The organism is Nocardia sp. NPDC004068, assembly GCF_042874315.1.
Taxonomy (GTDB): Bacteria; Actinomycetota; Actinomycetes; order Mycobacteriales; family Mycobacteriaceae; genus Nocardia.
Genome location: NZ_JBIAMW010000001.1, coordinates 611,020 through 634,617, shown reverse-complemented (window position 1 = coordinate 634,617; position 23,598 = coordinate 611,020). Strand labels below are relative to the sequence as shown.

The following is a 23,598-nucleotide window of genomic DNA, read 5'->3' as shown; positions in this document are numbered from 1 at the left end:
ATGTCACGGTCGGGGCTGTCAGGAATTCGGGGGCTGTCTCGTTCAAGGAGCACGCGAACCAGACAGGAGCGAAACATGCAGCATCGGATCGTTGTTCTCGGGGCCGGGTATGCCGGGGCCTTCACCGCGGGGTACCTGGCTCGCAAGCTTCATTCGGACGATTTCGAGATCACCGTTGTCAATGCCGAGGCGGATTTCGTCGAGCGGATGCGGTTGCATCAGCTGGCCGCCGGGCATCGGATTCCGCATCGGCCGTTGGCGAAGGTGTTCGGCGGCACCGGGATTCGGGTGCGGGTGGCGCGGGTGACGGAGATCGATGTCGAGCGGCGGACCGTCACCGTTGTCGACGGGGAGGGCGTCGGTCGGCTCGGGTACGACACATTGCTGTACACGCTCGGCAGTACCGTCGCCGAGCACGGGGTTCCGGGTGTCGCCGCGCACGCGTTCCACGTGGCCGCGCGGCCCTCGGCCCTGGCGCTGCGGACGCGGCTGGACGAGTTGGGCGGGCACGGGGACGTGCTGGTGGTCGGAGGGAACCTGACCGCGATCGAGACGGCCACCGAGATCGCCGAGGCGCGGCCGGGGTTGCGGGTCGGGCTCGCGACCAGCGGCGAGGTGGGCGGCTGGCTGGGGGTGAAGGCGCGGCGGCATCTGCTGCGGGCGTTCGAGCGGTTCGATATCGAGGTGCACGAGCACACGACGATCGAGCGGGTCGAACCCACGGGCGCGGTCGCCGCGGACGGCGGCGTGCTGCGCGCCGACGCGGTCGTGTGGACGGCCGGATTCGCCGCGCATCCGATCGCCGCCGCCAGCGGGCTGGAGGTGACGGGCGACGGTCGGATCGTTGTCGATCGGCAGATGCGATCGGTGTCGCATCCGGATGTGTACGCCGCTGGTGACAGCGTTTTCGTCGTCGGCGAGAACGGTTTGCCGTTGCCGATGTCCTGTGCTTCCGCGGGTTTCACGGGCAAGCAGGCGGCGGCCGCGATCATCGGGGACCGCACCGGGCGCGAGATCGAGCGAACGGCGTTGAGCTACATCGGCAATCACATCAGCCTCGGGCGCGGGGACGGGATCTTCCAGCTCGTCGACGGGGACGCGCGGGCCAGGTCGGGGGCGCTGCGGGGTCGGGCGGCGGCGCTGGTCAAGGCGGCGATCGTGGCGTCGAGCGGGTGGGCGGTCGGGCATCCGACGGGTGGCATGCCGAGCCGGGTGTATCGGGCGGCCGTACCACGGGAACGGTCGCTCGGCGTGGCCGCCTAGATTGACGGCCATGGACACCGCCACCGTGGCGCGATTCGAGGCCAGCCGGAATCGGCTGGCCGCGCTCGCCTACCGTCTGCTCGGGTCGGCCGCCGACGCCGAGGACACGGTGCAGGACGCGTTCCTGCGGTGGCAGGACGCCGACCGGGAACAGGTCGCGGTGCCCGAGGCGTGGTTGACCAAGGTCGTCACCAATCTGGCGCTGGATCGGTTGCGGGCGGCCAAGACTCGGCATGAGCGCGCGGTCGGGGCGTGGCTGCCCGAGCCGTTGCTGGACGGGGATCCGATGCTCGGTCCGGCGGACACCGTCGAGCAACGGGAGTCGGTGACGCTGGCGGTGTTGGTGATGATGGAGCGGCTGTCACCGGTCGAGCGGGCGGTTTACGTTCTGCGCGAGGCGTTTTCGTACGGTCACGCCGAGATCGCCGGGATTCTGGACATCACCGAGGCCGCGAGTCAGCAGCATCTGCATCGGGCTCGGCGGCGAATCTCGCTGTCACGGAACAGTTTCGAGGTCGATGCGGAATCGGCGCGGCGGATTGTCGAGGAGTTCGTTCAGGCCGCCGCGTCGGGGCGGACGGAGCGGCTGGTGGCGTTGTTGACCGAGGACGCGAGCGGTGTGTCCGATGGGGCCGGATTGCGGACGGGCGGGAAACTGATTCGGTACGGGTCTCCCGAGCGCGTGGCCGGGGCGGTGCGGGCGGGATTCACACCGACGCCGAGCAAGCGGAGGCTCGCCGGGGGGACGCCGTCGATTCACGCGGCGGTGGTCAACAGGTGTCCGGCTTTGCTTTTCGCTGTCGGTGGGCGGGTCGTGGGGGTGACCGTGCTGGAGGTTCGGGACGGAAAGGTTTCGGGGGTGTGCGGGATCGCCGATGGGCGCCGGTTGGGGCGCCTGGATCGGGAATGGCAAGGGGCCGAGGCGGATTCGCCGATCATCGAAGCGTGGTGAGTCAGGCGGGGAGGGTGTCGCCCGGGAAGCCGTGGCACGGGTGTACCTCGCAGCGCATCATTCCCGCGCGCACGCAGGGGTCCGCGGCCATGAGCTCGGTGGCCTCGTCGGCGGGCACGGTCAGGATCGCGACGCCTGCCACGGAGTCGGAGGCGACCGGGCAGAGGACGGCGATCACGCCGTCGGCGCGCAGGGAGACCATGCGGCGCTGATGCTCGAGTTCGATCGCGTCGGCGCCGTCCATTGTTCGCTCGGGCGTCCAGTGCAGGAGTACCAGGGTGTAGGGCTTCGCTGTCGCGGCCAGGGCCTTGATCTGGTCGTCGGTTACCGTGGGGCTCATCTGTCTCCTTACCGGGTGCGGTGGGGTTACCATACGATGTTTCGTCGCTGGGTGAGGGCGAGTTGGACCGTGGCCCGATGAACTTCCCGGGCCTCGGGTGGCCGGGCTACCGGAGAACGCGAATGAGCAAGTCCGCGAGGCGTTTTCGTTCCGCGGCCGACAGGGGGGCGAGGAGGTCGGCCTGGACGGCGGTGAGGGACGCGTCCAGTTTTTCGAGGCGTTTGCGGCCGGAGCGGGTGAGGGTGATCAGGTTGCGGCGGCGGTCGGCGGGGTCGGGGGCGCGGGAGACGTGGCCCTGGTCGGTGAGTTCCGCGAGCATGGCGTGCATATCGCTCTGGTCGATCCCGCAGCGTTGGCCGATTCGGGTCTGGCTGGCGGGGCCGAATTCGTCGAGGGCGGCGAGGATCGCGAAATGGTAAGCGCGGCCGTCGATCTCGGCCATGGCCTCGCCGATGAGGCGGTGTGCGCGTGCGGCCGTCTTGCTGATCAACCAGGTCGGTTTGTCCCGCAGGCGAGCGGGTGTGTCGTCCAGCTCCATGCCCGGAGTCTAATCAATCTCTTGGCCGGACCCACGAATTCGGTTACTCTTGGTCGGACCAAGCTTTTTTACGTGGTTTCGAAAGGTGCAGGGATGTCGATCAATTCGGAGCAGGCGCGGGCCTTGAGCGCCCACGTCCAGGACCATGCCGCTCGGCTCGGCGCGCGTGTCACGGTCGCGGTCGTCGACAGCGGCGGGCATGTGGTGGTGGTCGATCGGATGGATGGTGCGCCGCCGCTGTCGGCTCGGATCGCCCCGGCGAAGGCGTCGGGGGTCGCGTTGTTCCAGCGCGACGGGAGTGAGTTGCTGCGGATGCAGCAGGCGTGGCCCGGACTGTTCGCGCAGGTGAACGAGGTTGCGGGGGCGCCGATCGTGGTGGGGGCCGGTTCCCGGGTGATTCGGCGCGGGGAGGCGGTGGTCGGCGCGATCGCGGTCAGTGGGGGTTCGCCCGAACAGGACGACGCGTGTGCCGAGGCCGGTCTCGCTTCATTGCGATCGGGTGTGTCCTGCTAGCGCTCGGGACTCGATGCCGCCGTGAAGGGGTTCGTGCCGGTGCGGGTGACGCTGGCGGTCCAGAGGGCGGCGGCGGTGGCGGGGTCGGTCACGTGGGGGTGCGGGGTTTCTCGGTGGGGGTGGCCGCGGAGGCCGAGAACCCTTGGGCCCCAGAGTTGTCCGCCGGTGATGTGCGGGTCCAGTACGGTTCGGACGATGGTTTCGGCGCCCTGGTGTTTGCCGTGCAGGGCGAGGGCCGCGGGGAGGGCGCGGAGGCGTCGGGGGTGGGTGAACAGCGGGGGCCGGGAGGGGGTGAGGGAGTCGAGGGCGCCGCCGGGATGCGCGACGACGCTGGCGATGTCGGAGCCTTGGGCGCGGAGGCGGCGGTCCAGTTCGAAGGCGAAGATCATCTGGGCCAGTTTCGAGCGGGCGTAGGTGCGTTTGGGGCGGTAGTCGTGTGCGGAGTCCAGGTCGGCGAGGTCGAGGCGTTCGGAGCGGGCGGCGTAGCTGCCGACGGTGACCACGCGGCCGTTCGGGGCGAGGCGCGGGGCCAGGTGGGCGGTCAGGGCGAAGTGCGCGAGATGGTTTGTGGCGAACATGGATTCGTCCCCCTGGGGGGTCGTGTGGCGTTCGGGATCGTCGAGGAGGATCCCGGCGTTGAGGACGATCGCGTCGAGGCGGTCGACCGGCAGGGCGTCGGCCGTGGCGGGGAGGGTGGACAGGTCCGCCAGATCCAAGGGGACCGATCGCAGGCGCGCGGCCGGGACGCGGGCGCGGATGGTGGCCATCGCGAGGTCGGCCTTGGCGGGGTTGCGGCAGGCCAGGACGACGGTCGCGCCGGTGGCGGCGAGCTGCTCGGCGACGAAGTAGCCGATGCCCGCGCTGGCTCCGGTCACCAGAAAGGTCCGCTCGTCGGCGCGTCGGCCGTTGTGCCAGGTCATGAACCCACGGTGGCAGGGGGTTCTTGCGCGGGCCTTACGCGGCGCTGGCGGCGCTGGGTCGGCTACGCCGTGGCCTTCGGGCAGCTCGCCGGGGCGCTGGGGAATTCCGAGTCAGGGACGGAGAGCGCAGCGGGTGAAGTCGCGCATCGGGGATCGAGGCAGCGGCAGGCGAAGCCATGGGCCAGGGGCGGGCGGCGGCGGGTGGAGTCGCATAGCAGGGGCGCGGGCAGGGGGTGTAATTGCGCGTTGGAGCCGGGGCGGCGGGTTCGTCTCCAAGGCCGCACCGATGCTCGAAACAGCGGCCCCGTCCGCAGATTGGGCTACCGCGCGCTGAGCCGTGACTGGTTGCGCGCGAGAGCCGCCCGCCCGGCATCAGCTACGTCGACCAGTCCGGCTTTCACGCTCGCGCGAACGGCGCGCTGGATCTGATGGGGCAATCGATGACGTTCCGCGGAGTCGATTGCGTCGGTGAACGCGTCGACGGCGCCCTCGACGTTCCGGCTTTCCACGAGTATTTCGCCCGTGGTCACCCGTTCGATGATGTACCACTGTGGCGCGGGCGGTCTCCCGGCCTGACGGTGGACCAGGCTGCACGCTCGCATGATCCGTCCGGTGCTCATGAGCCCACGAAGTGCGATCTCTCGCAGCGTGAATGGCTGGAACAGCAAGCCGCTGCCGGTGTTCTTGTCGAGCAAGTTCCGGTAATCGCTCAGCGCGGTGTCGAATCGCTCAGCGTCGCCGAGTTCGCCTGCGGCTCGGCAGATGAAGGCGAGCGCACTGCCTCGGTCGGCTGGATCGTTCGACAACTGTAGGGAGTGGTCGAGTCGGGCTACCGCGGCGCCGGGATGGCCTGCCTTTCGCAACTCATTCCCATGCATTCGAAGGGCATGTGCGTAGAAGTTCGAATCATCAAGGCGGGCAGCTATTTCGACTGCCAGTCCGGTCCATCGTGCCGCGGAGGACAGACGCTCCTCGGGCAACACGGTGCCGAGTGAGACTCCGAGCGCGACGCGCGCTCGGGCGAGTAGTGCCAGGCTATCGCGTTCCATCTGACCTTCGGCCGCTCGCGCTTCGAGACGCGCGACCAAGGGCCATAGTTCGTTCACCGCTTCGACCGCCCGACCGGCCTGTCTGGCGATTTCGGCGAGACGCACGGTGCTGTCACCGAACTGGAGCATTGCCCGGTACTCGGCATCGTCGACGTCGGTCACGCCGAGCACATGAGCAGGCAGTGAGAGGCGAGCGGCTATGTGCCTACGGGTGCCGACATCGTTGATCGCTCGGCGTCCCGTCTCGAGCATGGACACGTACGACTTGTCGTAGCCCAGCAATTCCGCCAGCGCCACCTGGCTCATGCCGTTTATGCGCCGGAACGCCCGGAGGATCGTGGACAAGTCCCTGGACGCTATCGCGGTGGAGGCTTCCGGGGAAGCCCACAGCCAGTCGGCGGACGTCACGATGGAAGCCTGGACGACCGATGGCCACGATCGGGTGTCGGCCACTGGTCCACCCCTAGACGCTTTCCGCTGCCCTCAGTTGCGCGAACCATGTCATGATCGACCGCTTGTAGCCCTCGGGCATGTTGAGCGCGGCTACCTCGTCCTCGGCGAACAAACCGACCTCTTTGTGCTCGTGGGAGAGCACCGGCTCAGCGTCGGTGTCCGGAAAGCAGCCGTAGGTCACGATGAATACGTGCCGTTCGGCCTCGTTGATGTAGTAGATCCACGAGTCGAGAATCGGCCCCGTCGTGACCGGCCACTGTGTCTCTTCGGTGATCTCCCGTGCCACGCACTCTTCCGGTGTTTCGTCGGGTTCGATTCTGCCGCCTGGCAACTCCCACTCTTCGCGCTCGTTCTTCAGCAGCAGCACGCGCCCGTCCCGCACGACAACGCCCTTGATCGAGATCGAGTACATGTGCGGCACGTATCCGGAGGTCATGCCCGCGACGCTAGCACCGCGCCCTGCCGCTGGCCGGGCGGTTGGCGGTGACAGTTCGTCAGTGGACACGGCGAACGCGCCGAGCGCACGGTTTCGGCATGATGGTTGAGCTACACCAGGATTGGGCGGCACGGGTGGCGACAGCCCTCGCCACTGACGGGATGGACAGATTCGACACAATTCGCACACGCGAGCAAATGGTTGCGTTGGGAGCGTCCCTCGGGCAAATCGTCCCCCCACCGGGACAGCGGCCATGACGGCGTCACCGCGTTGCGACACCGAGCGGGACTCGCGCAGCAGCTCGGATTCGAGGGATTCGGCACCGGATCCCTACCGCCCCACACCGACCGGTCCGGAGTGCTGGAACCCCCAGCGCTGTTGCTCGTTCTCTGCGGTCGCAAGAGCACAAGGGGCGGCGAGTGCATCGCAATCGACGGACGGGCGGTGTACGACGACCTTGCGCGGACTCAACCCGATGCTGTGCAAGCTCTCACGCGACCTCGAACCGCGTTGTTCGGCGGCGCTTCGGGCCATTTGGGCTCTGTTTTCGAGCACGCGCAGGGTGGGCGGATCCGAATCCGCTATCGCCGCGACAACCTGGTCAAGTACTCGCCGGAGGTCCGGCGATGGCTGCTGACATTCGACGCCGCGATCGACCGCCACACCGTCAGATTCAGCCTCGAGCCTGGGCAAGGCTATGTACTGCACAACCATCGGTGGTTGCACGGACGGGCAGCGTTCACCGGCGAACGAGTCATGTACCGACTCAGCCTCAACCCTCACCCGGAGTTCGCCATTCCGTCGGGGTTCACGGCACCCGGCGTGTTGGGGGTGGTTTCGTGAATGTCGATGTGCGTCGACCTTTGCTGGATCACGTCACATCGCACCTGATCGAACTGCTGATTGTGCCCGCCCTCGGGCAGCTCGCCGGGGCGCTGCGGAATCCCAGGCCAGGGGGTAGGGGGTGAAGTTGCGCGACCCGGGCGGCGGTGGGATGTCGGGGCGAAAGGGGTTGGGGGTCAGGGGTTTTGGGTGAGGTCTTGGGCGAGCATTACGAGGATGTCGCTGGGGCCTCGGAGGTAGGTGAGTTTGTAGATGTTCTCGTAGTTGGCTACGCCTCGGAGGGGGTGGCAGTTGTGGCGGGCGGCTATTTCGAGGGATTTGTCGAGGTCGTCTACCGAGAAGGCGATGCGGTGCATGCCGATCTCGTTGGGGAGGGTGGGGGCGGTTTCGATGGCTGGGGGGTGGATGTACTCGAAGAGTTCGACGCGGCCCTGGCCGTCCGGGGTTTGGAGCATGGCGATCTTGGTGTGGTTGCCGTCGAGGCCGACGGTGGTGTCGGCCCACTCCCCGCTGACGGTGTCGCGGCCGAGGACCGTGAGGCCGAGGTCGGTGAAGAAGGCGATCGCGGCGTCGAGGTCGCGGACCGCGATGGCTACGTTCTCGAGTTTGATGGGCATACGCGGGATGGTAGCGGGCGGGGGCGACAGGTTCCGGGGGTCAGGACAGGACGGACCGGTTCTGGCGGTTGAGGTTCTCCGTTCGGATGATGACGTCGCGCAATTCCTTTGCGGCTGGGCGGTTTCGGTCCTCGACCGGGATGGCGGACAGGACGCTTTCGCTCAATCCGGTCGAGCCCCAGGTGTGATGCTCGGCGGGAAGGTCGTTCACCACGGTCGCCGCATACCGTGCTCCCCCATCGAAATCACCGCTCTGCACCATGCACAAAGCGCGTTGTATCTCGATTTGAGCGATCGCACGCACCCGCCTGGCCTCGTACAACGCCAAGGCGGCGTTCTGGGCCTGCTCGGCGGCCTCGACATTGCCGAGATGAGACCAGACGTAGCTCTCGGTGAACCGGACTCTTTCCTCCCCGTGCGCCCAGCAGTGATTACCCTGGTCGTTGGTCACCTCACTGGGCAACTGCGCGAAGACATCTCGCAACTTGACGAGATCCGCCTCCGCCTCCTGAGCTCGACCGAGCATTCCGTACGCTTGGGCTCGGGCCGAGAGCAGGCTCGGCAAGCCGATGACCGGCCCCCTCGCCATCAGTTCCTCGGTCGCGTCGACGCTGGCGACGATCTGCTCGGGCGCACGGCCGTCGTACATGCCGTAAATGGCCTCGCGACCGCGCACCCAGAGCATCGCGTGCGGATCGCCCGACGCGTCCGCTGCGTAACGCGCTGTGCGCCACCATCTTCCGGCCTCGGGTCCCTTACCGACATCTCGAACGCCTTCCGCCATCGTCTGGCTCAGGAACGCTCCGATCCGGTACAGCTCCCGACGCCGATCCGCGTCCGACGCGGCCGTCAAAGCCGCTTGCAGACTCAGCAGATCGGTGCGCAGCAATTCGTACAGCCGAACCGGAGCCTCCGTCTGCGACAGATACCCGTAGTCCCGAACGATCTGATACCAATCCGCAAGATCGATCTCCGGCCCCGCTTCCAATGCCTGATTCAAACTGTGCCTTGTCATTTCGAGGCCCACCACGGCCCCGACACCGGCAACCGACACATTCATGAGGAACTCGCGCCGCAGCACGTCGCCCACCTCCTCACCGGCGGGTACGTCCGACACGCGGACCACGTCATCGCTGGCCTCCGTCCCGAAGACGGCCCGCCGGAAACGTTGCTGTACTTGTGACGGAGCGTTCTCCAACGCCGCGTCCAAGCTTCTCTTGTTCGCGGCCTGGATGTTGCTTGTCCGGCCGCTCTCCCAGTATGTGACCGTTCGTGTGGTCACTGCCACCGTTTTGCCGAATTCTCGCGGGCTCTGGCGCATCGCGACGCGCAGCGCACGCACCTCTTCCGGTGTCCATTCAAGATTCATGTCGTGGCCCATCTCTCCCCTGCGACCAACTGTGGAACCGCCAAATTACCTGGCTTGTGCCGACTTTGGTGCGGATTCGGCAGTTTTCTCGCGCCGACCCTTACCGGCATCCTGGAGTTGCCTCGGCACCCCGGCCATTCCACGGTCCCTTCGAGGATGGGCCGCCGGACCGACTACGGCCCCCGCAGAACGGCGGCGGAACTACGCCCGGTTCCCCGGGTGCCGAGGCCCTTTCGAACAATGGCAGCCGAGAGAGAGCGAGGAAACGAATGGTCGCAGAGGGTTCTACGCTCGCGCGCCGGGCGTTGGGTCGGCAATTGCACGCGTTGCGCAAGAAGGCGGAGGTGAGTCAGGGCCAGGCGGCGCGGATACTGGGAATCTCCCCGCAAACCATGGGACGAATCGAGGACGGGCTGTCGGCGCGTTCGGCCAATGATCTCTATATGAATACGTTGTGCGATCACTACGGCGTGTCCGACGAGAATCGCCGTGCCATATTGGCATTGGCCCGGGAGGTCCGCGCGACGGCCAAATACGGCGGCGGATGGTGGCGGGCCCATCTCGACCGCGGCCCTCACGATTTCGATCCGCGCACGATGCTGGAGAACGCGGCGGCGCGGCTGACGGTGTGGGAGGTCGTGCTGCTGCCGTCGGTCGTCCGGACCATCGACTACCGGCGCGCGATCGCGTGGACCGAGTGCCCGCACCTGCCCACCGAGCGGATCGAGGCGCGCATCGAGGCGGAGGTGCGACGGCAACGGCGCGTCGACGATCCGACATTCGCGGTCGAGATCATGGTGTCCGAGGCGGCGATTCGCGAGGAATGGGGCGGATTCGCGGTGATGGACGAACAGCGTCATCATCTCGTGAAGATCGGGCAGCGATCGAATGTGTCGATCCGCGTGCTTCCGTTCAACGCACGCAGCCATATCGGGTCGCTGGTCGGGTCGTTCTCGCTCTTGGAGTTTCCGATGCTGAGCCAGACCCGGATGATGGAACCGCCGATCGTGTCGATCGAGGAATACACGGGCGAACTGTATCTCGAGCGGGCGGCGGAGGTCGAGAAGTACCGGGCCGTGCTCGCGGAATTGCGGCGGGTGGCGTTGAGCGAAAGCGATTCCGCCGCATTGCTGCTCGCGATATCCGACGAGTATCGGCCGCGTTAATCCTCGAACACGGGTGGGCGGCGGTCGCGGCGGGCGCGAATGGCCTCGTCGAAATTCTCGGTGGTGAGTCGCACGTACAGCTGCGACATGCCCTCGTGTTGCATCTGCGATTCGTAGGAGCCCGCCTCGAGGCCGCTCCAAAGCATACGTTTGGTCAATTCGACGCCGACGCGGCTGTAGCCGATGATGCGGTCGGCCAATTCGTATGCGGTGTCGAGAAGTTCGGCGGTGGGGACCGTGCGGGAAACGAGGCCGATGCGTTCGGCCTCGGCGGCGTCGACGTCGCGGCCGGACAGCATGATCTCGAACGCGCGGGTGGAGCCGACCGCGCGCGGCAGCAGGAAGCTGAGGCCGAGTTCGGCGGAGGTCAGGCCGTTGTTGATGCCCGCGGCGCGAAAGTAGGCGTCGGCGCCCGCGATTCGCAGGTCGGTGGCCATGGCCAGGCACAGGCCGCCGCCGATGGCCGCGCCGTTCACCGCCGCGATGACCGGTTGATGCATGCGGCGCAGGGTGAGCATGACGTCGTTGAGCAGGTCCATGGAGCGGCGGGCGATCGTGGTGCGGGTGAGGCCGCCGATGTTCGGAACCTTGCCCGCCCCTTGCAGATCCGCGCCGGAGCAGAAGCCGTGGCCCGCGCCGGTTAGTACGACCACGCGGACGTCGTTGTCGGCGGCGACGGATTCGAGGGTCTCGCGCAGCGGGATCATGACGTCGAACGCCATGGCGTTCATGCGGTCCGGACGGTTCAGGGTGACGAGGGCGATCTGGGGGCGCGGTTTGTCGACGAGCACGAAGGACATGCACCGAACTGTAACCTGTTTCAGAAATCTACCGGGGTGTCTCGCAAGGTGACGCGCAGTCGGGCGCCGCCGTGCGGGGAGTCGGTGAGTTGTGCCGTGCCGCCGTGCAATCGGGCCTGTTGGGCGACCAGGGCGAGGCCGAGGCCGCTGCCCGTGGCGGTGGTGTCGCCGCGGGTGAAGCGGTCGAAGAGGCGGTCGCGGTCGGGCTCGGGGACGCCGGTGCCGTTGTCGTCGACGGTGAGTTCGATGTGGTCGCCGGCGCGGCGGGCGGTGATGTCGACGCGGGTGGCGTGGCCGTGGCGGACGGAGTTGGTGAGGGCGTTCTCGAGGATGCTGCGCAGGCCCGCGCCGAGGCCGCGCAGGCGCAGGGGTTCGGGGACGGTGGCCTCGATGGTGACGCCAGGGTGGGTGCGGTGGGCGTCCTCGACGATCTGATCGATGAGGTCGTCGAGATCGACCTCGGCGAAATCGTCGGCGGTGGTGAGTTCGCCCAGGGCCAGGCGTTCCAGGGCGACCAGGGTGTCCTCGACCGAGCGTTGCGTGGTGAGGATGTCGTCGAGGATCTCGCGGCGGTCGCGTTCGGGGAGGTCCATGGTGCGCAGGACCTGTAGGTCGGTGCGCATGGAGGTGAGCGGGGTGCGCAGTTCGTGGGCCGAGGTGGCGGCGAAGTCGCGGGCGGCGGCGAGGGCATCGGCGGTGTGGCGGCGTTCGGCGGCGATGCGGTCGAGCATCCGGTTCATGGCGGCGGTGAGTTCGGCGGTCTCGGTGGTGCCTCGGGTGGGTGGAATGTCCAGGGACAGACGGGTTCCCACGTTCGCGGTCGCGGCGGTGAGGCGGCGCAGCGGGAGGACGGCGCGGTGAGCGAAGAACCAGCCGAGGGCCGCCGCGACGGCGATGGCGGCCGCGCCGACGGCGAGGATGCGGGTGCGCTGATCGGCTACGGTTTGAGCGAGGGTCTGCTGCGGGACGCTGGCGGCGACGAGGACGGTGTTGCCTGGGGCCAGTTGGGTGGGGACGTCCCAGGTGAGGGGGGTATCGGGGGCGGGGTCGCCGGGGCGTTGGGTGAGGAAGAAGAAGCGGCCCGCGGGTGGGTGGGGTGGAGTCGGGGCGGAGGCATCCGGCGCGGTCGGCGGAACCGGTTGCGGGGAAACGAGTTTCGGGCCGCTCGGGGAGCCGAGGACCGTCTCGTCAGGCCCGGTGGGCGACGCGGTTGCCGAAGCCGATTGGGGGCCAGGGGAATTCAGGGCACTTGGGAGATCGGGGGGCGTGGCATCCAGACCGGGAGGCTTGGCGGGCGAAGTGGAGTTCGAATTCGGTGGTGGGGCGGGGGAATCGGGGTCGCCGGGGGTGAAGGCGGTGATGCGCAGGGAGCGGACGGCCTTGTCGACCTGGTGTTCGGTGCCCGAGGGGGCGAGGGCGAAGAAGGTCGCGCACATGGCGGCGGCGACGAGAGTGGCGGCGGTGGCGCTGGCGAAGGCGACCCGAGTGCGCAGGGAGACAGAGGTTTTCATGGTTCCGCTCGCAGGACGAAGCCGATGCCGCGGACGGTGTGGATGAGGCGGGGGTGGCCGGTGGCCTCGATCTTGCGGCGGAGGTAGGCGACGAAGACGTCCACGACCTTGGTCTGAGTGCGAAAGTCGTAGCCCCACACGCGATTCAGGAGTTGGGTGCGGCTGAGGACCTGGCCGGGGGCGGCGGCGAGGGCGGCCAGCAGGTCGAATTCGCGTTTGGTGAGATCCAGGGGGCGATCGTCGATGTAGGCGCGGCGGGCGGCGGGCCGGATGGTCAGCGGGCCGACGACGATGCGGCCGGGGTCGGCGGCCGGGGCGGGGACGCGGCGCAGCAGGGCGCGCAGGCGGGCGGCGAGTTCGCCCAGGTCGAAGGGTTTGGTCAGGTAGTCGTCGGCGCCCGCCTCGAGCGCGCCGATCCGGTCGAGGACCTCCGACCGCGCGCTGAGCACGCAGATGGGGATGTCGTTGCCGAGGGCGCGCAGGGCGGTGACGACCTGAACTCCGTCCAGGCCGGGCATATTCAGATCCAGGACCATGGCGGCGGGGGCGTCGGCGGCGATGGCGGCCAGCGCGGTCGTGCCGTCCACGGCGGTGTGCACCTCGAAACCCGACAGCCGCAGCCCGCGTGCCACCGAGGTGAGCACGCGGGCGTCGTCGTCGACCACGAGAACTCGACTGCTCGTCACGATTCGACGATATCCGCGGGGGTTTATCGGTGGCAGATGATGATGTGGTGGCCCTCGGCGTCGGTGTCGTCGCGATCGATGTGGATGGTGGCGGGGTCGTCACCGGGTACGGCCGCGCAGGGTCCGGGCTCGCCGGGCGCGCCCTCCCCCGGGGCGATGATGATCACGCGGCGACCGTCGGGGCCGTCGAACTCGCCCCGGCCGTCGGGGCCGATGATGATCCGCTGACCGTCGGGGCCGATCGCGTAGCGCTGGCCGTCGGGGCCGACCTCGATCGGCGGGGGGCCGGGGACGGGGCCGACCTCGCCGCCCGGCGGGGGGCCGGGCACGGGGGGCTGGGCGCTCGCCGCGGCGGGCAGCGCCAGCGCGACGATGGCGGCACTGCCCGCGAGACCGGCGGTGAGGCGGCGAACGGTGAACAACGACATGGCACGGACTCCTGCGCTCGGGGACGATGTCTCGTCCGATCTGTCGAACACCGACGACGGTATGAGCGCAGTGCTGGGAGACCGTTCGGGAACGGTTAGGGAATCGATAGAAACGCTCAGGCGCTTCCGGCGAGCCAGCCCGTGATGCGACGGGCGATGTCCTCGGCGGTGAGGCCGAGGTCCTGATGGATCTGGGCGCGCGAGGCGTGCTCCAGGAACTGTTGCGGCACACCGAGATCGCGCGTCGGGACGTCCAGCCCGGCGGCGCGCAGCTTCGCCGACACCGTGCAGCCGACGCCGCCGTGCAGGCCGCCGTCCTCGACGGTGACGACGAGGCGGTAGTTCTCGGCGAGTTTGACGATGGTGTCCGACACCGGCAGCACCCAGCGCGGGTCGACCACGGTGACCGAAACCCCTTCGCGCTGAAGGGTTCCCGCGACCTGGACGGCGGTGTGGGCGAACGGGCCGACGGCGACCAGCAGGACGTCACCGCGTACGGCGCGCGCGGACGCGCCCTCGGGCATACACAGCACATCGATGCCGTCGAGGCGTTCGACGGGTGTGATGTCCTCGGCGACAGCGCCTTTCGGGAAACGCAGGGCGGTGGGGCCGTCCTGCACGGCGAGCGCCTCGGCCAATTCCTCGCGCAGGGTGGCGGCGTCGCGGGGGGCGGCGACGCGGATGCCGGGGACGATGCCGAGCACCGACAGGTCCCACATGCCGTTGTGGCTGGCGCCGTCGTCGCCGGTGATGCCCGCGCGGTCCAGGATCAGGGTCACCGGGAGGTGCAGCAGCGAGACGTCCATGAGGAGTTGGTCGAAGGCGCGATTGAGGAACGTCGAGTAGATCGCGACGACCGGGTGCAGGCCGCCCAGCGCGAGTCCGGCGGCGGAGGTCATGGCGTGCTGTTCGGCGATGCCGACGTCGAACATGCGGTCCGGGAAGCGTTTTCCGAACGGGGCGAGGCCGGTGGGGCCGGACATGGCGGCGGTGATGGCGACGATGTCGTCGCGCTGTTCGGCCTGGCGGACGAGTTCGTCGGAGAACACCGACGTCCAGCCGATCGTCTTGCCGCCCATGGGTTCCCCGGTCTCGGGGTCGATGACGCCGATCGAATGCATCTGGTCGGCTTCGTGATTCTCGGCGGGACGGTAGCCGCGGCCCTTCTGGGTGACGGTGTGCACGATGACCGGGCCGCCGAAGTCCTTGGCGCGGCGCAGGGCCGCCTCGAGGGCGACGATGTCGTGGCCGTCGACCGGGCCGACGTACTTCACGCCCAGGTCGCTGAACAGCTCCTGCGGGGCGACGGCGTCCTTGATACCGGTCTTGACGGCGTGCAGCATCGAATACGCGGAACCACCGACGTGCGGGATGCTCTGCACGAAACGTCTGGTGGCGTCGAGGGCCTGTTCGTAGGCGGGCTGCATGCGCAGCGCGGTGAGGCGGTCGGCGAGGCCGCCGATGGTCGGCGAGTAGGAGCGGCCGTTGTCGTTGACCACCACGATGAGTGAGCGGTCGGGTCCGGCGGCGATGTTGTTCAACGCCTCCCAGCACATGCCGCCGGTGAGGGCGCCGTCGCCGACGACCGCGACGACGTGGCGGCGCTGCTTGGTGAGCGCGAACGCCTTGGCGAGGCCGTCGGCGTAGGAGAGGGCGGCCGAGGCGTGCGAGGATTCGACCCAGTCGTGCGGGCTCTCCGAGCGGCTCGGGTAGCCGGACAGGCCGCCCTGTTTGCGGAGGCGCTCGAAGTCGTCCTTGCGGCCGGTGAGGATCTTGTGGACGTAGGCCTGATGGCCGGTGTCGAAGACGATCGGGTCGGTCGGCGAGTCGAAGACGCGATGCAGGGCGATGGTCAGTTCGACCACGCCGAGGTTCGGTCCCAGATGTCCGCCCGTCACGGCGACCTTGCGGACCAGGAACTCGCGGATCTCCTCCGCCAGCTCACGCAGATCCGGTACCGTCAGCCGGCGCAGGTCCTCGGGCGTATCGACCCGGGATAGAACTCCCACCGCTATCGCTCCTCTGGATGGCTCGTCGTTTGGAACAGTCTACGGAGCCGTGCGGGGTGACGATGACGGGAACGGAAAGCACCAGCGATTTCGGTCCGTTATGTGAGTCTCGACACGGAAGGAGGGGTGGTGGCGAACGAGCGATCCGAGGGTGCGGGGACGGTCACCGTCGTGGGGTACGGGAGGGCTTCGGCGGTTCCCGACCGGATGCGGGTGACGGTGTCGGTCGAAACGCGGGCCAGCACAGTGGCTCTGGCGTATCGGCATGCCGGGGAGCGGGCGGGGGCGGTGACGGAGGCGTTGCGGGCGCAGGGGGTTTCGGGGGCGGATATCGCGACGACGGGGTTGTCGGTGCATACGGAGACGACGTGGGTGGAGGGTGGGGGGTCGCGGATCACGGGGTATGTGGCGAGTACGGCTCTGACGATCGGGTTGCGGACGGATGCCGGGGTGGATCCGGCGGTGGTGATCGGACATGCGGTGGAGGCGGGTGGGGACGATGTTCGGTTGGGTGGGCTCGATCTCGCGGTGTCGGATCGGGAGGGGTTGCTGGCTCGGGCGCGGGATGCGGCGTGGGACGACGCGCTCGCCAAGGCCGAGCAGTTCGCGGGGCGGGCGGGGCTGAGGGTAGGGGGTGTGGTGTCGATCGCGGAGTCGGGTGGGGGTGCCTCTCCTCCGCCGTCGCCGGTGGCGTTCGTGGCGGCCAAGGTCGAGTCGGCGGTTCCGGTCGAGTATGGGGAGAGTGAGGTGAGCGCGAGCGTTCAGGTGACTTGGCGGCTCAGGTGAGTTGGGTTCCCCCACACGGCCTTCCGAGAGCCTCGGGCTTCATACAATAGGGGCCTCCCCCAACGCTTCGGGTCCCCAGGTTCGGCAGTACAGCCGCACCCTTTATTTGGATCCGCACCCCTTATATAGCCCCACAACGGGTGCGGATTCGAATAAAGGGTGCGGCTGGGTTCGTGTACCTGGGGGTTGTGTGCCTGGGGTCAGGTGGGTTCGAGGAGGGCTAGGCATTCTATGTGGTGGGTGGCGGGGAAGGCGTCGAAGGCTCGGAGGTGGGTGGGGGTGTAGCCGGCGGCGCGGTAGAGGGAGAGGTCTCGGGCGAAAGAGGCTGGGTCGCAGCCTATGTGGATTATTCGGGTGGGGTGGGCTGATGTCAGGGGGGTGATTACTTGTTTGGTGGCGCCTGCTCGGGGTGGGTCTAGGACTACTACCTCGGGGGTGGTGGGTTGGTGGGTGAGCCAGTGTTCTACTCGGGTGGCTTGGAGGTGGATTTGGGGGAGGTCTTGGAGGGAGAGGGTGCCGTCTTCTACTGCGGGGCGGGAGGATTCGATGGCCTCGACGGTGCCGGTGGGGCCTACCTGGGTGGCGAGGCGGGCGGCGAAGATGCCCGCGCCGCTGTAGAGGTCCCAGGTGTGGGCGCCGGGGGTGGCTTCGGACCAGGTGGCTACTACGTCCGAATAGCATTGGGGGGCTTCGCGATGCGGTTGCCAGAAGCCGGTGGCTGAGACTTCCCAGCGGCGGCCTGCCACATATTGGATCGCGCGGCCGGTGCCTTCGATGAGGCGTTCGCGGCGGGGGGCGTGGGTGGCGGCGCGGCGGGCGGTGGTGGTGCGGCGGTCGCCGCCGGGGCGGCGGGGGGTGTGCGGCGGGGCCAATTCGACTATGTGGCGGTGGTTTTCGCTGTCTACGGCGATGACGAGTTCGGCGTGCGGGGTCCAGCGGCTTTCGGCGATGCCGGTGAGGGCGCCCGGAACCGGTTGGGGGCAGCGGAGATCGGGGATGACCTCGGTGCCTCGGTAGCGGTGGACTCCGGCGCGGCCGTCGGCGTCGACGGTGAGGCGGATTCTGGTGCGCCAACCGGTGGTGTGCTCGGCGACGGGGAGTCGGGCGCTGCGGGAGGCGGCGGCGCCGACGGCCACGCCCGCCTTCCATTCGGATCTGGTTGCGGCGCTTACCGGTTCGACGACGACCTCGGTTTCCCAGCCCGCGACCCGGCGCAATTGCTCGGCGACGACGGTGGCCTTCAGCGCGCGCTGCGCCTCGGGGGTGGCGAAGGAGAAGTCACAGCAGCCCGCTCCCCCGGGGCCCGATACCGGGCAGGTCGGCTCGACGCGGTCGGGGGACGCCTCGAGGATCTCGACCGCCTCGGCGCGGCAGAACGAGCCGCCGCGATCCTCGGTCACCCGGGCCCGGACCAGTTCGCCGGGAAGGCCGTGGCGGACGAAGACCACGCGGCCCTCGTGGCGGGCGACGCAGAAACCGCCGTGGCCGGGAGGGCCGAGGCGCAGTTCGAGAAGTGTTCCCGCCCAACCGGGTTCGGCCATCACAGGTGCCCGTCGCGAGGGGTGGCGTGCGCCGGGAAGCCGCGGGAGTCGGCTGCGTCCTCGACCGCCGAGCTCACCGAGGCGCATGTCCTGACGACCGGCGCGGGCACTACCCGTAAGCCGGGTGGCGCTTGATCCCCCACTCTCGTTGCGGCCGAAGGGATCACGGCTGCCCCACCCGCCCCTCGTAGCCGCGGCGCACCGCACCGGGCGCGTTCCCGTCCTCGCGGCGCGCGCGGTCGGAGGAGTTGAGCTGCCACGGGACGCTCGTGACCATGACGCCGGGTTCGAACAGCAGGCGGCCCTTCAGGCGCAGGGCACTCTGGTTGTGCAGCAGCTGTTCCCACCAATGGCCTACCACGTATTCGGGGATGAAGACCGTCACCACGTCGCGGGGGGAATTGCGGCGGACGCGTTTGACGTAATCCACGACGGGCTTGGTGATTTCGCGGTACGGCGACTCGACGACCTTGAGCGGCACGGGGATTCCGCTCTTCTCCCATTCGCGCACGAGCTGGCGGGTGTCGGACTCGTCCACGTTGACCGTGACCGCCTCGAGGGTGTCGGGGCGGGTGGCGCGGGCGAAGGCGATCGCGCGGCGGGTGGGCAGATGCAGTTTGGAGACCAGCACGATGGAGTGGGTGCGGCTGGGCAGCACCACATCGGCCTCGGACTGGGCCTCGAGTTCGCGGGCGACCGTGTCGTAGTGGCGGTGAATCATCTTCATCAGCACGAAGATCGCGGCCATCGTCACGATCGCGATCCACGCGCCCGCGAGGAACTTGGTGATCAGGACGATGATCAACACCGCGCCCGTCATGGTCAGGCCGATGGCGTTGATCACGCGCGAACGCATCATGTGCCGCCGCGTCGCCGGATCGGTCTCGGTGCGCAACAGGCGGGTCCAGTGCCGCAGCATGCCGGTCTGGCTCAGCACGAACGAGACGAACACGCCGACGATGTAGAGCTGGATCAGCCGGGTCACCTCCGCACCGAACAGCACCACGAACGCGATCGCCGCGCCCGACAGGAACAGGATGCCGTTGGAGAAGGCGAGCCGATCGCCGCGAGTGTGCAACTGGCGCGGCAGGTATCGGTTCTGCGCGAGGATCGACCCCAGCACCGGGAAACCGTTGAACGCGGTATTGGCCGCCAACACCAGGATCAGCGCGGTGACGACGGTGATGAAGTAGAACCCGGCCGGAAAGCCGTCGAAGACCGCCTTGGCCAACTGCGCGATGAGCGTCTTCTGCTCGTAGCCCGCGGGCGCGCCGACCAGATCGCTCGTGTCGTGCGCGTAGACCACGCCGATCCGTCGGGCGAGGGTGATGATGCCCAGCAGCAGCGTCACCGCGATGATGCCGAGCAGCAGCAGCGTCGTCGCGGCATTGCGCGATTTGGGCTTGCGGAAGGCGGGCACGCCGTTGCTGATCGCCTCCACACCGGTCAGCGCCGCACAGCCCGAGGAGAACGAGCGGGCGATGAGGAAGACGAACGCCATCCCGTACAGATGCGACTCCTCCCCGTGCAGCTGCAATCCGTAGGACTCGGCGTGCACGGCGTCGCCGAGCACCTCGACCCGGAACAGACCCCAGCCCAGCATGACGATCACGCCGATCATGAACGCGTAGGTCGGGATCGCGAAGGCCGTACCCGACTCGCGCACGCCCCGGAGGTTGATCGCGGCCAGCACCGCGATGGCCACCACGGCGAACAACACCTTGTGCGTCGACACGAACGGCACCGCCGAACCGATGTTCGAGGCGGCCGAGGAGATCGACACCGCGACGGTGAGCACGTAGTCCACCAGCAGCGCGCTGCCGACGGTCAGCCCGGCCGTGGGCCCGAGATTGACCGTGGCGACCTCGAAGTCACCGCCGCCGGAGGGATAGGCGTGGACATTCTGCCGGTAGGAGGCGACGACCACGGCCATGACGGCCGCGACCGCCAATCCGACCCAAGGGGCGTAGACATACGCCGACAGACCCGCGGCCGAGAGGACCAGAAAGATCTCCTCGGGCGCGTAGGCCACCGACGACAGGGCGTCGGAGGCGAACACGGGCAGCGCGATCCGCTTGGGCAGCAGGGTATGTCCCAATGAATCACTGCGGAAGGGGCGGCCGACCACCATGCGCTTGACGGCCGTCGTCAACTTGGACACCCGGCCCAGCATAAGGTCACTCCCCCCGCGACACAGCGGTGGGCCAGGGTGTTTCGAGCGGTCGCCGAGGGGGAACGTGGCTGCAAGGATCATCAGCGGGTACGGTTGCGCCGACAATGAAGCAGACCGCACACCACGGTTTCGAATTGGGGATGGCACGTTGTACGTAGTGATCATGGGGTGTGGCCGCGTGGGGTCCTCGCTCGCCCGCGCCCTGATCCGGGTCGGGCACGACGTCGCCGTGATCGACCGCGATCCGAGCGCGTTCCTGCGGCTGGGCAAGGATTTTCCCGGTGAGCGGGTGACCGGGGTGGGCTTCGATCGGAACGTGTTGGCGCGGGCGGGGGTCGAGCGGGCGGGCGCGTTCGCGGCGGTGTCCTCGGGCGACAACTCCAACATCATCGCCGCGCGGGTCGCGCGCGAGACGTTCGGCGTGGAGCGGGTGGTCGCGCGGATCTACGACGCCAAGCGCGCGGCGGTCTACGAGCGGCTGGGGATTCCGACCATCGCGACCGTGCCGTGGACGACCGACCGGTTCCTGCGGGCGATCACCGGCGATCAGGTCACCACGAGCTGGCGTGACCCCACGGGATCGGTCGCGGTCACCGAGCTCGCGTTGCACGAGGACTGGTTCGGCCGGACCGTGCGCGATCTCGAGGAGGCGACCGGCGTGCGGGTGGCGTTCCTCATCCGGTTCGGGCAGGGCGTGCTGCCCGGGGCCAAGACGGTCTTGCAGGCCGACGACATCGTGTACGTGGCCGCCATTCCCGGTTCCCTCGGCGAGGCCGTCGCGCTCGCCGCCACCGCACCTTCGAGCGAGGACCAGTCGTGAAAGTAGCGATCGCCGGAGCGGGCGCGGTCGGGCGTTCCATCGCGCAGGAACTGGTGCGCGGGGGCCATCACGTGACCCTGCTCGAACGCCGCCTCGATCACATCGATCCGACCGTGGCACCCGCCGCGACCTGGGTGCACGGGGACGCCTGCGAGCTCGAGCTGCTCGAGGAGGCGGGGTTGCAGGACTACGAGGTGGTCATCGCCGCGACCGGCGACGACAAGGCGAATCTCGTGTTCAGCCTGCTGGCCAAGACCGAGTTCGGGGTCCGGCGGGTGGTGTCGCGGGTCAACGATCCGCGCAACGAGTGGCTGTTCGACGAATCGTGGGGCGTGGACGTTGCGGTGTCCACGCCGCGGCTGCTGGCCTCACTGGCCGAGGAGGCCGTGTCCGTCGGGGATCTGGTGCGGCTGATGACGCTGCGGCAGGGTCAGGCGAATCTGGTCGAGATCACGCTGCCGGTGGATACGCCGCTGGCCGGGCGCGCCGTGCGCACATTGGCATTGCCGCGCGATGTGGCGTTGGTGACGATCCTGCGCGGCGGGCGGGTGATCGTCCCCCAGCCCGACGACCCGCTCGAGGGCGACGACGAGCTGTTGTTCGTGACCTCGGTGGAGGCCGAGGACGAGTTGCGAAAAGCGTTGGGGGTCAACGGGTCCGGCTCCGAGTAGGGGGCCGGGTCGGACGGGAGCGGCCTGCCCACCCCGATTGCGTCGACAGTCAACGGATCGGCTCCGAGCGGTAGCGGCCCATCGAGCCCGGTCGACTCCGGGTGCGGGTGGGCTGTTCACCCCGATCACGTTGATGGTCAATGGAACTCGCTCGGGTCAGGCGGCGGCGGTGAGCTGGGCGCGGAGCTTGTTCAGGGCGCGGTGCTGCATGACGCGGACGACGCCGGGGCTGGTGCCGATTGCCTCGGCGGTCTGAGCGGCGGTCCAGCCCAACACGATTCGCATGACCAGGACCTCGCGGTGGGCGGGGGCCAGGATCTGCATGAGGTCGCGGGTGGCGCGGCGGCGCTCGGAGATGAGGGCCATCTCCTCGGGGCCCGCGGCGGTGCACGCCTCGTCGGGGAACTCGGCGACCGGGTAGGCGGGGTGGGACTGGGCGCGGCGGAAGGCGTCGGCGACCTTGTTGGCGGAGATGCCGTAGACGAAGGCCAGGAACGACTTGCCCTGATCGCGGTAGCGCGGGATGGCCTGGACGGTCGCGATGCAGATCTCCTGCGCGATGTCGTCGGCGGTGACGTGCAGGTGCGAACCGCTGCCGATGCGGGCCGCGCAGTAGCGGCGGACCAGCGGGTGGATGATCTTGATGATCTCGGTGACGGACTGACGGTCACCGGCGGCGGCCGGGCCGATCAGGCGGTCGAGCTCGGCGGCGGCCTTGCGGCTCTCCGAGTTCGCCGCGCCCGGGCGCTCGGGCCGGGTGCCGCGACCCTTCGGTCGGTCCTGCGTCGCGGTGGTGTTCTCGGTAGCCACTGGGATTCCTTTCGCACGATCTCGGTGTATAGAAATCGTGCGATTTTCCGGGCCCGCTCAATAGGCACCCCAGGGGTGGGTTCACCCCCACCTCCCGGCGGCCGATCACCACCCTGTGGGCGATTGTCGCGGGGTGGATACCGCCGCGGCGGCTACAAGAGGTTGTACGAGAGGACGGGCGGGCGCGTTCACGCCCGCGCGACGGGCAGATGGCCCGCCTTGCGCACGGCCCAGACCGTGATGAGCAACGCGACGGCCGTCAGCGGCCAGCCCATGGCGATGCGGGCGACGGCCAGCAGACCCGTGGAGTCGGCGTCGTAGAGGTGGTGCTGGACCAGGTAGCGGGCGCCGAAGACGACCACCCACACCGCGGTGGCGATGTCGTAGAGACGCATCGCGCGGCGGTCCGAACGCCAGTCGTGGCCGTGGCCGTTGAGCACGCCCCAGATGACCCCGGCCAGGGGCCAGCGCACGATCAGCGAGGCCAGGAACACGCCGCCGTAGAGCAGGCTCGCCCAGATGCCGAACAGGAAGAAGCCCTTGGCCGCGCCCATCCGATACGCGATGAACGCGCACACCCCGACACCGAGGAAGCCGGAGATCGCGGGCTGGATGGGGTCGCGACGGACCAAGCGCCACACCAGGATCGCGGCCGCCACGCCCAGCGCCGACCAGATGGCCGCCGTGAGGCCCCACAGCGCGTTGGCGGGGACGAACACCACGACCGGCAGGGTCGAATAGATCAGGCCGCTGATGCCGCCCAGCTGTTCCAGCAGGGTCTGTTCCGCCGCCGCCGCGCGTTCGGCCTCGAAGTCGTCGGGCTGCACGACCGGCAGCACGGCGGTGGGCTGATCGTCCGGGGAGCGGTGGTCGCCGGAGTCCTGGCTGGGTATCGGCATAGGTG

General features: G+C 68.7%; 24 protein-coding genes. 8 read left to right on the top strand and 16 right to left on the bottom strand.

What is annotated here, in order from left to right; translation table 11 throughout:
• The first annotated feature begins 75 nt into the window (after positions 1 to 75).
• Together ACFYTQ_RS03025 and ACFYTQ_RS03020 are read left to right on the top strand one after the other, a co-directional pair.
• On the top strand, positions 76 to 1,263 hold the full coding sequence (locus ACFYTQ_RS03025) for an NAD(P)/FAD-dependent oxidoreductase (RefSeq protein ID WP_387356608.1): 1,188 nt from the start codon (positions 76 to 78) through the stop codon (positions 1,261 to 1,263).
• Between the two features lie 10 nt (positions 1,264 to 1,273).
• Entirely contained in the window at positions 1,274 to 2,215 is a 942-nt protein-coding gene (locus ACFYTQ_RS03020) for a sigma-70 family RNA polymerase sigma factor (protein ID WP_387356607.1), read from the top strand.
• A gap of 1 nt (position 2,216) precedes the next feature.
• Here ACFYTQ_RS03020 and ACFYTQ_RS03015 read toward each other — a convergent pair whose 3' ends face one another.
• A complete protein-coding gene (locus tag ACFYTQ_RS03015) occupies positions 2,217 to 2,555 on the bottom strand; it encodes a hypothetical protein (RefSeq protein ID WP_387356606.1) in 339 nt (112 codons plus the stop codon).
• A 106-nt stretch (positions 2,556 to 2,661) separates the two neighbouring features.
• Positions 2,662 to 3,093: a MarR family winged helix-turn-helix transcriptional regulator gene (locus tag ACFYTQ_RS03010; protein ID WP_387356605.1), complete on the bottom strand. Its 432-nt coding sequence runs from the start codon at positions 3,091 to 3,093 to the stop codon at positions 2,662 to 2,664.
• A gap of 93 nt (positions 3,094 to 3,186) precedes the next feature.
• On the opposite strand from ACFYTQ_RS03010, the gene ACFYTQ_RS03005 reads away from it, so the two are divergent.
• Entirely contained in the window at positions 3,187 to 3,606 is a 420-nt protein-coding gene (locus ACFYTQ_RS03005; protein ID WP_387356603.1) for a heme-binding protein, read from the top strand.
• Here ACFYTQ_RS03005 and ACFYTQ_RS03000 read toward each other — a convergent pair.
• From ACFYTQ_RS03000 to ACFYTQ_RS02990, 3 genes are all read right to left on the bottom strand, one after another.
• Positions 3,603 to 4,526, bottom strand: a complete 924-nt coding sequence (locus tag ACFYTQ_RS03000; protein ID WP_387356601.1) for an SDR family NAD(P)-dependent oxidoreductase — start codon at positions 4,524 to 4,526, stop codon at positions 3,603 to 3,605. The genes ACFYTQ_RS03005 and ACFYTQ_RS03000 overlap by 4 nt on opposite strands.
• Positions 4,527 to 4,846: 320 nt before the next feature.
• The gene (locus ACFYTQ_RS02995; protein ID WP_387356599.1) at positions 4,847 to 5,983 is read right to left on the bottom strand and encodes a helix-turn-helix domain-containing protein; all 1,137 of its coding nucleotides are present in this window, start codon (positions 5,981 to 5,983) and stop codon (positions 4,847 to 4,849) included.
• Positions 5,984 to 6,038: 55 nt separating this feature from the next.
• On the bottom strand, positions 6,039 to 6,464 hold the full coding sequence (locus tag ACFYTQ_RS02990; RefSeq protein ID WP_387356598.1) for an NUDIX domain-containing protein: 426 nt from the start codon (positions 6,462 to 6,464) through the stop codon (positions 6,039 to 6,041).
• Positions 6,465 to 6,569: 105 nt separating this feature from the next.
• Between ACFYTQ_RS02990 and ACFYTQ_RS02985 the strand changes: the two genes are divergently transcribed.
• Positions 6,570 to 7,307, top strand: a complete 738-nt coding sequence (locus ACFYTQ_RS02985; protein ID WP_387356597.1) for a TauD/TfdA family dioxygenase — start codon at positions 6,570 to 6,572, stop codon at positions 7,305 to 7,307.
• A 176-nt stretch (positions 7,308 to 7,483) separates the two neighbouring features.
• On the opposite strand, the gene ACFYTQ_RS02980 is transcribed toward ACFYTQ_RS02985, so the two are convergent.
• Both ACFYTQ_RS02980 and ACFYTQ_RS02975 read right to left on the bottom strand, forming a co-directional pair.
• Positions 7,484 to 7,924 carry a VOC family protein gene (locus ACFYTQ_RS02980; RefSeq protein WP_387356595.1) on the bottom strand — a complete coding sequence of 147 codons (441 nt, stop codon included), beginning with the start codon at positions 7,922 to 7,924 and terminating at the stop codon, positions 7,484 to 7,486.
• Positions 7,925 to 7,964: 40 nt separating this feature from the next.
• Positions 7,965 to 9,305 carry a hypothetical protein gene (locus ACFYTQ_RS02975; RefSeq protein WP_387356593.1) on the bottom strand — a complete coding sequence of 447 codons (1,341 nt, stop codon included), beginning with the start codon at positions 9,303 to 9,305 and terminating at the stop codon, positions 7,965 to 7,967.
• A gap of 56 nt (positions 9,306 to 9,361) precedes the next feature.
• On the opposite strand from ACFYTQ_RS02975, the gene ACFYTQ_RS02970 reads away from it, so the two are divergent.
• Positions 9,362 to 10,459, top strand: coding sequence for a helix-turn-helix domain-containing protein (locus tag ACFYTQ_RS02970; RefSeq protein ID WP_387356591.1), 1,098 nt, complete (start codon positions 9,362 to 9,364; stop codon positions 10,457 to 10,459).
• Here the strand turns inward: ACFYTQ_RS02970 and ACFYTQ_RS02965 are convergent.
• From ACFYTQ_RS02965 to dxs, 5 genes are all read right to left on the bottom strand, one after another.
• A complete protein-coding gene (locus ACFYTQ_RS02965; RefSeq protein WP_387356590.1) occupies positions 10,456 to 11,259 on the bottom strand; it encodes an enoyl-CoA hydratase in 804 nt (267 codons plus the stop codon). The two genes, ACFYTQ_RS02970 and ACFYTQ_RS02965, sit on opposite strands and share 4 nt — an antisense overlap.
• A 20-nt stretch (positions 11,260 to 11,279) precedes the next feature.
• Positions 11,280 to 12,770, bottom strand: coding sequence for an ATP-binding protein (locus ACFYTQ_RS02960; RefSeq protein WP_387356589.1), 1,491 nt, complete (start codon positions 12,768 to 12,770; stop codon positions 11,280 to 11,282).
• Positions 12,767 to 13,456 carry a response regulator transcription factor gene (locus ACFYTQ_RS02955; protein ID WP_387356587.1) on the bottom strand — a complete coding sequence of 230 codons (690 nt, stop codon included), beginning with the start codon at positions 13,454 to 13,456 and terminating at the stop codon, positions 12,767 to 12,769. The genes ACFYTQ_RS02960 and ACFYTQ_RS02955 overlap by 4 nt, the downstream gene beginning before the upstream one ends.
• Positions 13,457 to 13,479: 23 nt before the next feature.
• Positions 13,480 to 13,884 (bottom strand): hypothetical protein, encoded by a 405-nt coding sequence (locus tag ACFYTQ_RS02950; protein WP_387356585.1) that lies wholly within the window; start codon positions 13,882 to 13,884, stop codon positions 13,480 to 13,482.
• A gap of 116 nt (positions 13,885 to 14,000) precedes the next feature.
• Positions 14,001 to 15,893 carry a 1-deoxy-D-xylulose-5-phosphate synthase gene (gene dxs, locus ACFYTQ_RS02945; protein WP_387356583.1) on the bottom strand — a complete coding sequence of 631 codons (1,893 nt, stop codon included), beginning with the start codon at positions 15,891 to 15,893 and terminating at the stop codon, positions 14,001 to 14,003.
• A gap of 129 nt (positions 15,894 to 16,022) precedes the next feature.
• Between dxs and ACFYTQ_RS02940 the strand changes: the two genes are divergently transcribed.
• Positions 16,023 to 16,679, top strand: a complete 657-nt coding sequence (locus ACFYTQ_RS02940; RefSeq protein ID WP_387356581.1) for an SIMPL domain-containing protein — start codon at positions 16,023 to 16,025, stop codon at positions 16,677 to 16,679.
• A 200-nt stretch (positions 16,680 to 16,879) separates the two neighbouring features.
• Here ACFYTQ_RS02940 and ACFYTQ_RS02935 read toward each other — a convergent pair whose 3' ends face one another.
• Positions 16,880 to 18,220: a class I SAM-dependent RNA methyltransferase gene (locus ACFYTQ_RS02935; protein WP_387356579.1), complete on the bottom strand. Its 1,341-nt coding sequence runs from the start codon at positions 18,218 to 18,220 to the stop codon at positions 16,880 to 16,882.
• A 163-nt stretch (positions 18,221 to 18,383) separates the two neighbouring features.
• A complete protein-coding gene (locus ACFYTQ_RS02930) occupies positions 18,384 to 20,381 on the bottom strand; it encodes an APC family permease (protein WP_387356578.1) in 1,998 nt (665 codons plus the stop codon).
• Between the two features lie 160 nt (positions 20,382 to 20,541).
• Here ACFYTQ_RS02930 and ACFYTQ_RS02925 point away from each other — a divergent pair, with 160 nt between their 5' ends.
• Together ACFYTQ_RS02925 and ACFYTQ_RS02920 are read left to right on the top strand one after the other, a co-directional pair.
• Positions 20,542 to 21,213 (top strand): potassium channel family protein, encoded by a 672-nt coding sequence (locus ACFYTQ_RS02925; RefSeq protein WP_387356576.1) that lies wholly within the window; start codon positions 20,542 to 20,544, stop codon positions 21,211 to 21,213.
• Complete coding sequence (locus ACFYTQ_RS02920; protein ID WP_387356574.1) at positions 21,210 to 21,884, top strand: potassium channel family protein; 675 nt, start codon at positions 21,210 to 21,212, stop codon at positions 21,882 to 21,884. Before ACFYTQ_RS02925 ends, ACFYTQ_RS02920 begins: the two co-directional genes overlap by 4 nt.
• 156 nt (positions 21,885 to 22,040) lie before the next feature.
• Here ACFYTQ_RS02920 and ACFYTQ_RS02915 read toward each other — a convergent pair whose 3' ends face one another.
• The gene (locus ACFYTQ_RS02915; RefSeq protein ID WP_387356572.1) at positions 22,041 to 22,694 is read right to left on the bottom strand and encodes a sigma-70 family RNA polymerase sigma factor; all 654 of its coding nucleotides are present in this window, start codon (positions 22,692 to 22,694) and stop codon (positions 22,041 to 22,043) included.
• Positions 22,695 to 22,882: 188 nt separating this feature from the next.
• Complete coding sequence (locus ACFYTQ_RS02910; RefSeq protein ID WP_387356570.1) at positions 22,883 to 23,593, bottom strand: DUF3159 domain-containing protein; 711 nt, start codon at positions 23,591 to 23,593, stop codon at positions 22,883 to 22,885.
• Between the last annotated feature and the right edge of the window lie 5 nt (positions 23,594 to 23,598).

Bases quoted from the DNA above. Each gene is read 5' to 3' on its own strand.
- ACFYTQ_RS03005 (WP_387356603.1), top strand. From the start codon at position 3,187: ATGTCGATCAATTCGGAGCAGGCGCGGGCCTTGAGCGCCCACGTCCAG.
- ACFYTQ_RS03015 (WP_387356606.1), bottom strand. From the start codon at position 2,555: ATGAGCCCCACGGTAACCGACGACCAGATCAAGGCCCTGGCCGCGACA.
- ACFYTQ_RS03010 (WP_387356605.1), bottom strand. From the start codon at position 3,093: ATGGAGCTGGACGACACACCCGCTCGCCTGCGGGACAAACCGACCTGG.
- ACFYTQ_RS03000 (WP_387356601.1), bottom strand. From the start codon at position 4,526: ATGACCTGGCACAACGGCCGACGCGCCGACGAGCGGACCTTTCTGGTG.
- ACFYTQ_RS03020 (WP_387356607.1), top strand. From the start codon at position 1,274: ATGGACACCGCCACCGTGGCGCGATTCGAGGCCAGCCGGAATCGGCTG.
- ACFYTQ_RS02950 (WP_387356585.1), bottom strand. From the start codon at position 13,884: ATGTCGTTGTTCACCGTTCGCCGCCTCACCGCCGGTCTCGCGGGCAGT.
- ACFYTQ_RS02910 (WP_387356570.1), bottom strand. From the start codon at position 23,593: ATGCCGATACCCAGCCAGGACTCCGGCGACCACCGCTCCCCGGACGAT.
- ACFYTQ_RS02965 (WP_387356590.1), bottom strand. From the start codon at position 11,259: ATGTCCTTCGTGCTCGTCGACAAACCGCGCCCCCAGATCGCCCTCGTC.
- ACFYTQ_RS02990 (WP_387356598.1), bottom strand. From the start codon at position 6,464: ATGACCTCCGGATACGTGCCGCACATGTACTCGATCTCGATCAAGGGC.
- ACFYTQ_RS02980 (WP_387356595.1), bottom strand. From the start codon at position 7,924: ATGCCCATCAAACTCGAGAACGTAGCCATCGCGGTCCGCGACCTCGAC.
- ACFYTQ_RS02975 (WP_387356593.1), bottom strand. From the start codon at position 9,305: ATGGGCCACGACATGAATCTTGAATGGACACCGGAAGAGGTGCGTGCG.
- ACFYTQ_RS03025 (WP_387356608.1), top strand. From the start codon at position 76: ATGCAGCATCGGATCGTTGTTCTCGGGGCCGGGTATGCCGGGGCCTTC.
- ACFYTQ_RS02935 (WP_387356579.1), bottom strand. From the start codon at position 18,220: ATGGCCGAACCCGGTTGGGCGGGAACACTTCTCGAACTGCGCCTCGGC.
- ACFYTQ_RS02960 (WP_387356589.1), bottom strand. From the start codon at position 12,770: ATGAAAACCTCTGTCTCCCTGCGCACTCGGGTCGCCTTCGCCAGCGCC.